Source organism: Pseudomonas sp. DTU12.1 (genome assembly GCF_009873475.1).
Classification (GTDB): domain Bacteria; phylum Pseudomonadota; class Gammaproteobacteria; order Pseudomonadales; family Pseudomonadaceae; genus Aquipseudomonas; species Aquipseudomonas proteolytica.
Genome location: NZ_CP045254.1, coordinates 4,473,518 through 4,487,435, shown reverse-complemented (window position 1 = coordinate 4,487,435; position 13,918 = coordinate 4,473,518). Strand labels below are relative to the sequence as shown.

At 59.6% G+C, this 13,918-nt stretch carries 15 protein-coding genes; 14 read left to right on the top strand and 1 reads right to left on the bottom strand.

Annotation, left to right across the window (positions count from 1 at the left end; translation table 11 throughout):
* On the bottom strand, positions 1–1,665 hold the full coding sequence (locus GDV60_RS19700) for an electron transfer flavoprotein-ubiquinone oxidoreductase (RefSeq protein ID WP_070994632.1): 1,665 nt from the start codon (positions 1,663–1,665) through the stop codon (positions 1–3).
* Between the two features lie 556 nt (positions 1,666–2,221).
* Here GDV60_RS19700 and GDV60_RS19695 point away from each other — a divergent pair.
* The 14 genes from GDV60_RS19695 to GDV60_RS19630 all read left to right on the top strand — a co-directional run bounded on the left by GDV60_RS19695 (position 2,222) and on the right by GDV60_RS19630 (position 13,901).
* Positions 2,222–2,971: an electron transfer flavoprotein subunit beta/FixA family protein gene (locus tag GDV60_RS19695; protein ID WP_159908525.1), complete on the top strand. Its 750-nt coding sequence runs from the start codon at positions 2,222–2,224 to the stop codon at positions 2,969–2,971.
* 16 nt (positions 2,972–2,987) lie between these two features.
* Positions 2,988–3,917, top strand: a complete 930-nt coding sequence (locus GDV60_RS19690; RefSeq protein WP_159908523.1) for an electron transfer flavoprotein subunit alpha/FixB family protein — start codon at positions 2,988–2,990, stop codon at positions 3,915–3,917.
* An 80-nt stretch (positions 3,918–3,997) separates the two neighbouring features.
* Positions 3,998–4,813: an ABC transporter substrate-binding protein gene (locus tag GDV60_RS19685; RefSeq protein ID WP_092237555.1), complete on the top strand. Its 816-nt coding sequence runs from the start codon at positions 3,998–4,000 to the stop codon at positions 4,811–4,813.
* A 9-nt stretch (positions 4,814–4,822) separates the two neighbouring features.
* A complete protein-coding gene (locus GDV60_RS19680) occupies positions 4,823–5,179 on the top strand; it encodes a DUF4398 domain-containing protein (RefSeq protein WP_029299652.1) in 357 nt (118 codons plus the stop codon).
* Entirely contained in the window at positions 5,176–5,979 is an 804-nt protein-coding gene (locus GDV60_RS19675; RefSeq protein ID WP_159908521.1) for an OmpA family protein, read from the top strand. Before GDV60_RS19680 ends, GDV60_RS19675 begins: the two co-directional genes overlap by 4 nt.
* Before the next feature lie 305 nt (positions 5,980–6,284).
* Positions 6,285–7,724, top strand: coding sequence for a PLP-dependent aminotransferase family protein (locus tag GDV60_RS19670; protein ID WP_029299649.1), 1,440 nt, complete (start codon positions 6,285–6,287; stop codon positions 7,722–7,724).
* Between the two features lie 104 nt (positions 7,725–7,828).
* Positions 7,829–8,317 (top strand): translation initiation factor 2, encoded by a 489-nt coding sequence (locus tag GDV60_RS19665; protein ID WP_159908519.1) that lies wholly within the window; start codon positions 7,829–7,831, stop codon positions 8,315–8,317.
* Between the two features lie 161 nt (positions 8,318–8,478).
* On the top strand, positions 8,479–8,733 hold the full coding sequence (locus GDV60_RS19660; protein WP_029299645.1) for a YkgJ family cysteine cluster protein: 255 nt from the start codon (positions 8,479–8,481) through the stop codon (positions 8,731–8,733).
* A gap of 41 nt (positions 8,734–8,774) precedes the next feature.
* The gene (locus GDV60_RS19655) at positions 8,775–9,383 is read left to right on the top strand and encodes an START domain-containing protein (RefSeq protein ID WP_092237549.1); all 609 of its coding nucleotides are present in this window, start codon (positions 8,775–8,777) and stop codon (positions 9,381–9,383) included.
* 102 nt (positions 9,384–9,485) lie between these two features.
* Entirely contained in the window at positions 9,486–9,722 is a 237-nt protein-coding gene (locus GDV60_RS19650; protein WP_256588115.1) for a hypothetical protein, read from the top strand.
* Between the two features lie 211 nt (positions 9,723–9,933).
* Positions 9,934–10,275, top strand: coding sequence for a ribonuclease E inhibitor RraB (locus GDV60_RS19645; protein WP_029299641.1), 342 nt, complete (start codon positions 9,934–9,936; stop codon positions 10,273–10,275).
* A gap of 461 nt (positions 10,276–10,736) precedes the next feature.
* A complete protein-coding gene (locus GDV60_RS19640; protein ID WP_159908517.1) occupies positions 10,737–12,146 on the top strand; it encodes a circularly permuted type 2 ATP-grasp protein in 1,410 nt (469 codons plus the stop codon).
* A gap of 4 nt (positions 12,147–12,150) precedes the next feature.
* The gene (locus tag GDV60_RS19635) at positions 12,151–13,101 is read left to right on the top strand and encodes an alpha-E domain-containing protein (protein WP_029299637.1); all 951 of its coding nucleotides are present in this window, start codon (positions 12,151–12,153) and stop codon (positions 13,099–13,101) included.
* Positions 13,098–13,901 carry a transglutaminase family protein gene (locus tag GDV60_RS19630; RefSeq protein WP_029299635.1) on the top strand — a complete coding sequence of 268 codons (804 nt, stop codon included), beginning with the start codon at positions 13,098–13,100 and terminating at the stop codon, positions 13,899–13,901. The genes GDV60_RS19635 and GDV60_RS19630 overlap by 4 nt, the downstream gene beginning before the upstream one ends.
* Positions 13,902–13,918 lie beyond the last annotated feature (17 nt).

The window sequence follows — 13,918 nt, the reverse complement described above, 5'->3', positions numbered from 1 at the left end:
TTACATATTCGGGTAAGTCGGCCCGCCCGCGCCTTCCGGTGTCACCCAGGTGATGTTCTGCGAAGGGTCCTTGATATCACAAGTCTTGCAGTGCACGCAGTTCTGGGCGTTGATCTGGAAGCGCTTCTCGCCGTCTTCCTTGGTGATGACTTCGTACACGCCGGCCGGGCAGTAACGCTGCGCCGGTTCATCGTAAAGCGGCAGGTTGGTGCCGATCGGGATGCTCGGGTCCTTGAGTTTCAAGTGGCACGGCTGTTCTTCTTCATGGTTGGTGCTGGAGAGGAACACCGAGCTCAGCTTGTCGAAGCTCAACTTGCCGTCGGGTTTTGGGTAGTCGATCTTTTGGCTGTCCTTGGCCAGCTTGAGGCAGGCGTAGTCCGGCTTGGTGTCATGCAGGGTGAACGGCATTTTGCCGCCGAGGATGTTCTGGTCGAACCAGTTGAAGCCAGCACCGATGATCGGGCCGAACTTGTGCATCGCCGGGCCGAAGTTGCGGGTGGCGAACAGTTCTTCGTAGAGCCAGCTGGCTTTGAAGCTGTCGACGTAGGCGGTCAGCTCATCGCCGCCTTCGGACTCGGCGAACAGGCGATCAGCCACGGCGTCGGCGGCGAGCATGCCGGACTTCATTGCGGTATGGCTGCCCTTGATCTTGGCCACGTTCATGGTGCCCAGGTCACAACCGATCAAGGCGCCGCCCTTGAATATCATCTTAGGCAGCGAGTTGATGCCGCCCTTGGCCAGGGCGCGCGCGCCGTAGCTGATGCGCTTGCCGCCTTCCAGGTACTGGGCCAGCACCGGGTGATGCTTGAGGCGCTGGAACTCATCGAACGGCGACAGGAAGGTGTTGCTGTAGGACAGGTCGACGATCAGGCCTACGACCACCTGGTTGTTTTCCAGGTGATAGAGGAAAGAGCCACCGGTGTTCTCGTTGCTCATGATGTCCAGCGGCCAGCCGGCGGTGTGGACCACCAGGCCAGGTTGGTGCTTGGCCGGGTCGATTTCCCAGATTTCCTTGAGGCCGATGCCGTAGTGCTGCACGTCGGCGTCGCTGTCCAGGTTGAAGCGCTGGATCAGTTGCTTGCCCAGGTGCCCACGGCAGCCTTCGGCGAACAGCGTGTACTTGCCGCGCAGTTCCATGCCGGGGGTGTACAGGCCGTCTTTTGGCTGGCCTTCACGGTCCACGCCGAGGTCGCCGGTGATGATCCCGCGCACTACGCCGTTTTCGTCGAACAACACTTCCTGGGCGGCGAAGCCTGGGTAGATTTCCACGCCCAGGTTCTCGGCCTGCTGGGCCAGCCAGCGGCACAGGTTGCCCAGGGAGATGATGTAGTTGCCTTCGTTGTGCATGGTCTTGGGCACAAAGAAATCTGGAACCTTGGTGGAGCTGTCGCTGCTGCGCAGTACATAGATGTCGTCGCGCACGACTGGGGTATTGAGCGGGGCGCCCAGCTCTTTCCAGTCTGGGAACAATTCATTCAGGGCGCGTGGCTCAAACACGGCACCGGACAGGATGTGTGCGCCGACTTCGGAGCCTTTTTCGACCACGCAGACGCTGATTTCCTTACCGGCTTCGGCGGCCTTCTGCTTCAGTCGGCAGGCGGCAGACAGGCCCGACGGCCCTGCGCCGACGATGACCACGTCGAATTCCATGTATTCGCGTTCCACAGGCTATCTCCTACTCAAGGCTCAACAGTTTTTTTTCTAATGGGTGGAGGTTCGGTGTTTTATCTGTCGTCTTCTGCGCCAATTTCTTACAAAAGGGCATGGGACGACCCACCTTTCTCTCTAGGTGGCGCATTATATCTACACCACTCTCAGCGTCCAATACAAACGTTTGTTTGAATTGCCCGCGAGCTAGGTAAATCAAAGCAACGCGGCTTATATCTGACCATTTTGCTGTATTGACCGGAAAAGGTGTTCCGGTCAATATACGGTCGGTTTTGCGCTTCTCGTAGGCGGACTGCCGGTTTCAAGGCCACGTCCAAAGACAAGGCACTGCTTCGACAGGTTGACGCGCACGTAATGCAGGCGCGCAGTTTACACGTTGCGACGATGAATGACTTGTCAGTCACCGCTGACGAACGGTCTTTATTATTGAGTACGCGCAACGTTACCTGTCATGACGGCCTGCGTTTTTAGAGGTGCCCTTGTGCGCCGTTGAGCATCTACCGCCAGGTTTATCCGGGCGGCTTCCTTTTCACCGGAGAGTAACGAGGAATCCATGAAGGTTCTTGTAGCTGTCAAACGCGTTGTCGATTACAACGTGAAAGTTCGCGTCAAGGCGGACAATTCCGGCGTCGATCTGGCTAACGTCAAAATGTCGATGAACCCTTTCTGCGAAATCGCCGTGGAAGAAGCCGTACGCCTGAAAGAAAAAGGCGTTGTGACTGAAATCGTCGTCGTTTCGGTAGGGCCATCCACTGCTCAAGAACAGTTGCGTACTGCTCTGGCGCTGGGTGCCGATCGTGCCGTACTCGTCGAATCCGCTGAAGAACTGACCTCGCTGGCCGTTGCCAAGCTGCTCAAGGCCGTTGTCGACAAGGAACAGCCGCAACTGGTGATCCTTGGCAAACAGGCCATCGACAGCGACAACAACCAGACTGGCCAGATGCTGGCTGCACTGACCGGTTACGGCCAGGGCACCTTCGCTTCCAAAGTCGAAGTCAGCGGCGACAGCGTTGCCGTGACCCGCGAAATCGACGGCGGCGCGCAGACGGTTTCCCTGAAACTGCCGGCCATCGTCACCACCGACCTGCGTTTGAACGAGCCGCGTTATGCGTCCCTGCCAAACATCATGAAAGCCAAGAAAAAGCCTCTCGAAGTGCTGACTCCGGATGCTTTGGGCGTTTCCACTGCCTCCACCAACAAGACCGTCAAAGTCCAAGCGCCAGCTGCACGCAGCGCGGGTATCAAGGTCAAGTCGGTGGCTGAACTGGTCGAGAAACTGAAAAACGAAGCGAAGGTGCTTTGAATTGGAGAGCCTGATCATGACTATCTTGGTAATCGCCGAACACGACAACAAGGTGCTGGCCCCGGCCACCCTGAACACCGTTGCTGCTGCCGCCAAAATCGGTGGCGACATCCACGTACTGGTCGCTGGTCAAGGCGCTGGCGCCGTGGCTGAAGCCGCAGCAAAAGTCGCTGGCGTGAGCAAAGTACTGCTGGCTGATAACGCTGCCTACGCGCACCAACTGCCGGAAAACGTTGCCCCTCTGGTTGCAGAGCTTGGCGCTGGCTACAGCCACATTCTGGCTGCCGCCACCTCCAACGGCAAAAACATCCTGCCACGGGTTGCTGCGCAGCTGGACGTTGACCAGATCTCCGAGATCGTTTCGGTCGAAAGCGCCGACACTTTCAAGCGCCCGATCTACGCCGGTAACGCCATTGCCACAGTGCAATCGACGGCTGGCGTCAAAGTCATCACCGTGCGTGCCACCGGTTTCGACCCGGTTGCCGCCGAAGGTGGTTCGGCTGCCGTTGAAGCAGTTGCTGCTGCCCACGATGCTGGCACTTCCAGCTTTGTTGGCGAAGAACTGGCCAAGTCGGACCGTCCTGAGCTGACCGCTGCCAAGATCGTCGTTTCCGGCGGGCGTGGCATGCAGAACGGTGACAACTTCAAGCACCTGTACGCCCTGGCCGACAAGCTGGGCGCGGCAGTCGGCGCTTCGCGCGCGGCGGTCGACGCAGGCTTCGTACCCAACGATATGCAGGTCGGCCAGACCGGCAAGATCGTGGCGCCACAGCTTTACATCGCCGTCGGCATCTCCGGCGCGATCCAGCATTTGGCCGGTATGAAGGATTCCAAAGTGATCGTTGCGATCAACAAGGACGAAGAAGCACCGATCTTCCAGGTGGCTGATTACGGCCTGGTGGCGGACTTGTTCGAAGCCGTACCTGAGTTGGAGAAGCTGGTCTAAACCAGCCGCTTCACTTATAAAGAGCCCGGTCTTATGACCGGGCTTTTTTTTGCATGCCACTTTTGATCGGGAACCACGCCATGGAACTGCGTCGCTGGACTGTACTGCTGGGCCTGTCACTGCTGCCGACCTTGTCTATCGCAGCCGGCAAATGCGAGCGCCTGGTGGTGACCGGCAGCCCGGATGCACCGCCCTATCTGTGGCGTGATCCGCAAGACCCCACCCACCTGATCGGCGCCAATGCTGATGTGTTGCAACAAGTGGCCAAGGAATTGGGGCTGAAAATCGACCTGCTGTATGGCGGCAAGCGCTCCCTGGCCCTTGAGGAAGTACGCAGCGGGCGCATGGACATGCTGGTCGATGCGCCGTTGAGTGTCAGCGAACTGGAGACCCTGGACTACATCCATCCGGCACTGATACAGGCCGATTATCGGGTGTGGACCCGCATCGACTCGCCCCTGGTCTATAGCAGTGCAGCAGACCTGCATGGCCACAAGGGCGCGGTCTCGGAGCGGGCGCGCCTGTCCCCGGAATTTGAAGCCTTTGCCAGTGAACACCTGACCCTGGAACGCCTGCCAACCGTGACCCCGGCCTTGCAGAAGCTGCTGCTTGGTGAAGTGGACTACGTGCTGGCCGGACGATACTCCGGCATGGCCATGGCCCAGACCTTGGGCATGAGCAAAGACCTGCTGGCCCGTGAACTGCCGATTGATCAGCCGGGGTTGTTCCTGGCGATTTCCCACAACTCGGCCTGCAATGATCCGTGGTTGCGCGGACAGCTCGCCAAAAAGATGACAGAATTGGCCGCGTCCGGTCTGACGGAAGCCGCGTTGCAGCGCAATATCGAACGCTGGAAGACGCAGTTGCAGCAACCCGTCGGTACCCCAACAAAGTAGGGATTTTTAGTGACTATTCGACCTCTTTTCGCCGCCCTCGCCGTAGTAACGCTGGCGGGCTGTGCCGCAGATCCTGCGCCGAATGAGCAAATGCGCCTGACCCAGCAAGCCCTGGAGCAAGCCGCCGCCGTGGGGGCCGTCGCTGACGACGTGCCTGAGTTGAAACTCGCCGAGACGAAGCTGGCCCAGGCCAAGGCCGACATGGCTGACGAATCCTACAAGGACGCCCGCATGCAGGCTGAACAGGCCGAACTCGACGCCCGCCTGGCCGAGGCGCGGGTGCTGACGCAAAAGAGTCAGGAACAGTTGAATGTCCTCAACACCCGTATCACCCGCCTGCGCAAGCAACTGGGAGATGCCCAATGAACCGCCTGACATATGGGCTGCTATTGAGCAGTTTGGTGCTGGCAGGCTGTGCCAGCCATCCCAATAGCGACACCGTGTTGCAGCAGGCGGGCAGTGATTTCCAGAAGGTCAAGGAAGACTCCAATGTATTGCGCATTGCGCCCAAGGACGTGATCCGCGCCGGTGAGTCCCTGGCCCGCGCCGACCGTCTGTCCAGCTACTGGGGCAGCGGTGGCGACGTCGTGCATTACGCCTACCTGAGCCAGCGCTACAGCGCCATCGCCCGGGAGCACACCGAGCTGGTGCTCAACGCAGAACGTGCGGCCAAGCTCGAGCTGGAACGTCAACGCCTGCAACTGGCGCTGCGCGAGGCCAAGTTGTTGAGCGTGCAGCAGCAGGGCAAGTGGCTGGAGGAGCAGATCGCCAGCCTGACCACCACCCAGACCGATCGTGGCCTGGTAATGACCTTGGGCGACGTACTGTTCGACACCGGCCAGGCGGAGCTGAAAAACTCCGCCAACCGTACAGTGCTGAAGATCGTGCAATTCCTGCAACTGAACCCCAAGCGGGTGGTGCGGATCGAGGGCTATACCGACAGTACCGGCGGCGAGCAGGAAAACCTCAAACTGTCCCGTGACCGTGCACAGGCCGTGGCGGACGTACTGGTCGACCTGGGGATTGATGAAAAACGCATCCAGGTGGAAGGCTATGGCGATCAGTACCCGGTGGAAGCGAATGCCTCCGAGCGAGGTCGTGCGCAGAACCGGCGTGTGGAAATCGTCTTCTCCGATGACAAGGGCCAACTCGGCGCTGCGCGCTGAGCCAGGGCGCGTGCGGTGGATGTGGGAGCTGGCTTGCCTGCGATAGCATCGGCGCGGTCCATCTGAACACTCGCATCGCCAGCATCGCAGGCAAGCCAGCGCCTACAGGGTATGTGGCGCGCCCGCTATAGAACCCGATCCTTGATCGGGTTTTTCATGCCCGCAATTCAGTTCTCAACCCATACAGTTTTTTCTATCACTGCCGCTCGTCGTCGACTATTGTGGCAACTGTCCCCGTACACTTCTAAACTGTGCCGGTATGTTTCACACAAAAATAAAATACCCGTGAAATCGAGTGCTGCGTCATGACCAATCTCTTGCTTTACCAACGTATCGCCCAGCAGTTGGCTGAGGATATCCGGCGCGGTGTCTATCAACCGGGTGAGCGCGTGCCATCGGTGCGCAAGATGAGCTCCCAGCTCAATGTCAGTCATGCCACAGTGTTACAGGCCTACGCCAACCTTGAAGACCAGGGGTTGATCCGTGCGCGGCCGCAGTCCGGGTATTACGTGCACCAGACGCCGGCCCTGACCGCCCCGACGCCGGATATCGCCCGGGTCGAGCGCCCCGGCCTGGTCACTCGCAGCAGTATCATCCAGCAGGTCCTGGTGGAATCACGTCGCGAAGGGGTGTTCCCGTTGGGTGCCGCCGTGCCCAGTGTCGATTACTTGCCGGTGCGGGCGCTGCACCAGCAACTGGCGAAGGTCACGCGCTTCCAGAGCCCACGGGCGTTCAGCTATATGTTCAGCCCGGGTTTCGAGCCGCTGCGGCGCCAGGTCGCTATCCGTATGCGCGATGCCGGGGTGGTGGTCGATCCGTCCGAAGTGGTGATCACCCACGGGTGTGTCGATGCATTGCAGATGTCCTTGCGGGTGCTGACCCGCCCCGGTGACCTGATCGCCGCTGAATCACCGACCTACTACGGGCTGCTGCAACTGGCCGACCTGCTTGGCCTCAAAGTCATCGAGATTCCCAGCGACCCGGCCACCGGCATGAGCCTGGAAGCCCTGCAGTTGGCGGCCAACCAGTGGTCGATCAAGGCCCTGGTGTTGACCACCCGCCTGAGTAATCCCCTGGGCGGTACCATGCCCGAAGAGCGGCAGAAACAACTGCTGCGCCTGGCCTCTGACTTCGATATCCAGATCGTCGAAGACGATATCTACGGCGAGTTGATGTTCGAACTGGGCCGCACCAAAGCCCTCAAGGCCTATGACCGCCTGGATCGGGTGATCTACTGCTCCAGTTTCTCCAAGACCCTGTCCCCGGGCGTGCGTATCGGCTGGATGATTGCCGGCAAATACCAGCAGGAGATCCAGCGCCTGCAGATGTTCAGCACGCATTCGGCGTGCAGCGTCACGCAGATGGGGGTGGCGGCGTACCTGGAGAACGGCGGTTACGACCGCCACCTGCGTTACATTCGCCAGGAGTACCGCAAGAATCTCAGTGCCTTCCAGTTGGCGGTGCAGCAGTATTTCCCGGAAGGCACGCAGATGAGCCGGCCGACGGGCGGCTTTATCCTGTGGGTCAGCCTGCCGGGCAGGGTCAATACCCAGGAGCTACACGTGCGCGCCTTGCAGCAGGGCATCAGCATTGCGCCGGGGCTGATCTTCAGCAATACCGAACAGTTCAACCACTGTATTCGGCTCAATTGCGGCACGCCGTGGAATCGCGAGGCGGAGCGCGCCCTGATGACCCTGGGCATGCTGGCCAACCAGTTATGCCAAGAGGCAGCGGGTGGTTTTTGAAGCGCCAAAACGGGGCATGAACGGTAGCTGGCTAATCACCGCGCTTGTCATGCCGCGCTCAACAAGCGAGCATATGGCCTTCTGCCGTTAATGCTGTTGGCGATATGACCTCTATTTTTCCTGCCGCGCTGTTGATCTGTCTGGCGAGCCTGTGCAACACCACGTCTGTACTGGCAGCGCCTGCCAGTGCGCCAGTGGTGCTGGCAGCCGCCGAACAAAAGCCGACGCCGGCTAAAAAAACGGTCCAGGCAAAACAAACCGCCGCGGCCAAAAAAGCGGCGAAGGTGAAGAAGCGCGCACCCATCGCGAGCAAGTCCAAGTCGGCGCGTGAAGTAGCGCAGACCCAACTGCCACCAGCGCGTTTGGACCTCAGCCTACCCCAGGAAATGGTGCGGCATTTGCAACCCCTCGGCACCATGCCGCAACCCAAGAACGTCCCTTTGTTACCGCCCATGTTCGATGAGAAACCGGTGGATAACAGCGCATTCCAGATCAACGGGCGCTTGCTGAGCAACGAAATGCAACTGCAAATGCGCAATGAAGAGCGACGCGATGTAGAAGGCGCGGCCCTGGATTTTGAGTTCAAGAATTAATCTTGCCTGCCAAAGTGACCTGATCCCCTGACCTTCTGTCGCAGACTGGTCAGTCACTTTTGTTTTCTGCGAAAAACCCCTGTTAGACCATTTTAAAACGGATGTTTTAGGGCGTACTCTAGCCCGGCCATCAACACTTTGTCGTCGAGGACCTGCTGGTCATGAAATGCCGTGAAGGCTGTGGCGCCTGCTGTATAGCCCCTTCCATCAGTTCGCCGTTGCCCGGTATGCCCAATGGCAAACCCGCGGGCGAACGCTGCCTGCATCTGTCGGTCGAACAGCTGTGCCAATTGTTTGGCCTGCCTGAACGGCCCGCGGTGTGCGGTGCCTTCGCGGCGGATCTTGAGGTCTGTGGTACTAGCCAGGAAGAAGCGATCAGGTTGATCGGCTGGTGGGAGCAGATGACGGCGGCGTAGTGGGCTTTAATGTCAGAACTTCAACAATAAGGAATACAACAATGGGTTCGCTGAAACGAATGGCTGTGTTGTGCGGTTTTACAGTGTTGTTTGCGGCTGCCGCACAGGCAGAAGAATGGCAGGTTGCCAAGGACGAGGAAGGTATCAAGGTTGCCTTGAGTGAAGTGGCCGGGTCCAAATACAAGGCTTATCGCGGCGTTACTGTGATCAAGGCGCCATTGGCCAAGATCAAGGCCCTGCAGGACGATGTAGTCGGTGCCTGTAAGTGGATTCACGAATGCAAGTCGCAGAAGCTGCTCAAGAAGGAAGGCGACAAGAGCTGGACCTACACCCAATTCAAAGCCCCGTTCCCAGTCACCGATCGTGACTCGATCCTGGAAATCACCACGACCCAGGCCGCCGACGGCAGCGTGACCCGCAAGTTGCTGGAAGTGCCCACCTATCTGCCGGAAGAGAAAGGCTATGTGCGTGTGGCCCAGGTCGAGGGCTTCTGGAAACTGGTGCCTAAAGGCGCCGACCAGACTGAAGTGACCTACCAGGTCCACACCGAGCCTGGTGGCAGCGTGCCGTCCTGGTTGGCCAACAAGTTCGTGGTTGACGCGCCCTTCAATACCTTGAAAGCCCTCAAGGAACGCGCCGAGAAGCCTTAAGCGCAGCCGAGCAGTGCCTCCAGCCTTGAGTGGAACGATCATCGCGCCCTCAAGGTCCAGATAGATGTGAGCCCATCCATGGGCTTTATCGAGGAGGCACTGATGCAAAACTGGCAAGTTACCTTCGTTGATGATCACGGTGTGCAGTCCGTAGAGCTGTTCAGCTGCGCGCAGAAGCCCAGCCTCGAAGACGCCGCACAGATGATTCGCGCCAAATTGCTGCCCATCCCCGCTCAACTGGACCTCAACGATCTGGACGGCCGGATCGCCGAGCCGACGGTCAAAAGCCTGAAGGACCAGAACAGTATCCAGATCCTCGACATTTCTCCCGCCCCCTGAACATTCCCTGTACGTCGTTAAAGCGCTGCTGGTGGAGCTGATAGCTTCGCGCTACTCTGCAAGAGAGATCAGCGAATGAATCGCTAAGGTCTGGTCTTGTCAGCTACATGCTTGTTTTCCTGCGGTGATGTCATTGCCGTCCACCTGCGCCGTTCACGCGCAGGCCCTGGGAAGCACGGAAAGTCTATCCATCGGTTGAGGAGGACGTTTCATGAGCACAGCCTATCAAGAAGACATCAGCACCCACGTGTTACGCCGCATGAAAGAGGGCGGCTTTGACTTCTCGCGTTTCCACCCCATCGAGTTCTACGCCATTTTCCCGGATGAGGAACGTGCGCGCCGGGCTGCGGGTCGGTTTCGTGGGGAGTCCATCAATGCCCAGGTCAGCGCACGGGATGACGGTGCCTGGTTCCTGGAATTGAGCAAGGTCATGTTCGCCACCTATGACGGTATCGGTGATTTCGAGCAGGACTTTGAGGCGGTAGTCGAGCCCTTGGGCGGGATTATCGAAGGGTGGGGCGTCAAGCACGAGGTTCGTGGGTTACCCATGTAGACACATGATCAATAACGCAGCGTATCGGCTGACCCTTGGGTCGGCCGATTTTGTTTGTGGCGGTGCAAAGTGCCGGGAACTAAATATGAAAAAACCGGCACAAAAAAAGGCCACCGGAGCAGGGTGGCCAAAAGGGAAGATCGGTGAGAAGGGGAACCGATCAGTATTTGCACAGGCAAATTACCGACGGTGCTGTGGAGATGCTGTAGGACGAATCCTGTTCAGCGAATGTGGGTGATTATCCGCAGGCATTCCCCGGCAGTGAAATCAACTCTGACTATGCTGGTGATAGGCAATGCCTGCGTCTCTATGAAGCGTGCGGGGCGAGGCCCGGGCATTTGCTGCACCAGGACGGTGCGGCGCTGCTTTTGACTATATCCAACTGATTGATACTTAAGTGTTTATGCCGCTGGCACGGGCCTTGCGACAGTCCGTTGCGTCCGGGTGACAAGGAGTTCGGCATGATCCGCACTTATTACGATGAAATGTACGATGAGGCCGGCCAGGTCCGGCCTCACTATCGCGAGTTCGCCCGTTGGCTGGCTGAAACCCCGCCCGAACTGCTGGCCCAGCGCCGGCGTGAAGCCGATTTGCTGTTTCACCGCGCCGGTATCACCTTCACCCTGTACGGCGATGAGCAGGGCACCGAGCGCCTGATTCCCTTTGATACCATCCCGCGCAGCATTCCCGCCAGCGAATGGAGAGTGGTCGAACGCGGCTGCATTCAGCGGGTCAAGGCATTGAACCTGTTCCTTGCCGACCTGTATCACGACCAACGGATTATCAAGGCCGGGATCATTCCGGCCGAGCAAGTGCTGGCCAACGAGCAATACCAACTGGCGATGCAGGGCCTGGATTTGCACCGTGATATCTATTCCCACGTCTCGGGTGTCGATCTCGTACGGGATGGCGACGGCAGCTACTACGTGCTGGAAGACAACCTGCGCACCCCCAGCGGTGTGAGTTACATGCTCGAAGACCGCAAGATGATGATGCGCCTGTTCCCCGAACTGTTCGCGGCCCAGCGCATCGCCCCGATCGATCATTACCCCAATCTGTTGCTCGACACCCTGAAAAGCGCCAGCCCGCTGGAGAACCCCAGCGTGGTCGTGCTGACGCCCGGGCGATTCAACAGCGCGTTTTTTGAACATGCCTTCCTCGCCCGGGAAATGGGCGTGGAACTGGTGGAAGGCGCCGATCTGTTCGTGCGTGACGACTGCGTGTTCATGCGTACCACTGACGGTCCCAAGGCGGTGGACGTGATCTACCGTCGCCTCGACGATGCCTACCTCGACCCGCTGGCCTTCAACCCGGAGTCGATGCTCGGCGTGCCGGGGCTGTTGGCCGCCTACCGTTCGGGCAACGTGGTGCTGGCCAATGCCATTGGCACCGGGGTAGCGGATGACAAGTCGGTGTATCCCTTCGTCACCGACATGATCCGTTTTTACCTGGATGAAGAGCCGATCCTCAAGAACGTTCCGACGTTCCAATGCCGCAAGCCTGACGAGCTTTCCCACGTCCTGGCGAATCTGCCGGAGTTGGTGGTCAAGGAAACCCAAGGTTCCGGTGGCTACGGCATGCTGGTCGGCCCGGCCGCCACGGCCGCCGAGATCGAAGCCTTCCGTACGCGGATCAAAGCCAAGCCCCATGCCTACATCGCCCAACCGACCCTGTGCCTGTCGACGTGCCCGACCTTTGTCGAAAACGGCATTGCGCCCCGGCATATCGACCTGCGGCCGTTCGTCCTGTCTGGCAAGGAAACCCGCGTAGTGCCGGGGGGGCTGACCCGTGTGGCGCTGCGCGAAGGCTCGCTGGTGGTCAACTCGTCCCAGGGCGGTGGCACCAAAGACACCTGGGTGGTCGAGGAATAAAACCATGTTGAGCAGAACTGCCTCGGATTTGTATTGGATGTCACGCTATCTGGAGCGCGCGGAAAACCTCGCGCGCATGCTGGATGTCAGCTATTCGCTGTCACTGATGCCCCAGGATGGGCGCGGCGATGGCTTGCACGAACTGGCCATGCCCCTGCTGATCACCGGCACCCTGGACGACTACCGCGAGCGTCACGGCGAGTTACACGCCGAGCGCCTGCTGCATTTCTTCGCCCTGGACGCCGCCAACCCGGCGAGTATCTACAGTTGCCTGGGGGCGGCCCGCGCCAGCGCCCATGCCGTGCGTGGGCGGATTACCGCGGACATGTGGGAAAACATCAACGCCACCTGGCTGGATATTCGCGTCATCGCCCAGGAAGGCCTGAGCCGTTATGGCATGAGCCGTTTCTGCGAGTGGGTCAAGGAACGTTCCCACCTGTTTCGCGGCGCGACCTACGGCACCATCATGCGCAATGACGCCTTTCGTTTTATTCGTCTTGGCACCTTTATCGAAAGGGCCGACAACACCCTGCGCCTGTTGGACGCCCGCTACGAGATGGCCGGGGACCAGGCCGAAGTGGTGATTGATGGCACCGCCCATGCCTATTACCAATGGAGTGCGCTGCTGCGCGCCTTGTCGTCATTCGAGGCCTACACCGAGATCTACCGTGATGCGCCCGGTGCTCGCCAGGTGGCCGAACTGTTACTGCTGCGCGCCGACGTGCCGCGTTCTTTGCGCGCGTGCAGTGAAGAAATCGACCAGATTCTTGCCAGCCTGCCTGGCATCAATGGCCGCCCGGCCCAGCGCCTGGCTGCCGAGATGGACGCACGCCTGCGCTTTACGGCCATTGACGAAATCCTCGAGGAAGGCCTGCACGCCTGGCTGACCGATTTCATCCCACTGGTACGCCAGTTGGGTAACGCCATTCATCATTCCTACCTGGAGGCGGCATGAGACTTTCCATCAGCCACGAAACCACCTACCGCTACGAAGACCAGGTGCGCGCCAGCATCCAATATTTGCGCCTGACGCCTCACGACAGCGAGCGCCAGCATGTACTCAGTTGGCAGCTCGATTTGCCGCGTCCGGTGCGGGCCCAGTTGGACCCGTTCGGCAATATCCTGCATGTGCTGACCATGGATGAGCCCCATGAATCGATCATCATCGGTGCTCGCGGCCAGGTGGATATTGACGAGTGGCGCGAGGCCGAACATGACAGCCAATCGCCATTTCCCTACCAGCGTGCCACGCGCCTGACCGAACCGGACGAGGCCCTGCGCGCCTTTGCCCAACAGCACTGCGGCAAACGTCGGGATCGCAATGCACTGATCGACCTGATGCACGCCCTCAACCAGCACATCGTCTATGTGCCGGGAGCCACGCAAGTGGAGACCTGTGCGGCCGAGGCGTTCGCCGGGCGTGCGGGTGTTTGCCAGGACCACGCCCACGCCTTCCTGGCCTGCGCGCGCAGCCTGGGGATCGCTACGCGGTATGTGTCGGGATATTTGTACAGTGAGGACAGCGAGCACCTGGCCAGCCATGCCTGGGCTGAAGCCTGGCTGGATGACGCCTGGTACAGCTTCGATGTGACCAACCAACTGGCCCGCCCCGAGCGCCATTTGAAACTGGCCGTGGGCCTGGATTACCTCGACGCGTGCCCGGTGCGCGGCATGCGGCGTGGCGGCGGGCATGAGCAGATGCACGCACGGGTATTCGTGGCGCCGACCCCGGTGATCCTGGTGCAGCAGCAATAATCCCGCCGCCTCCTACA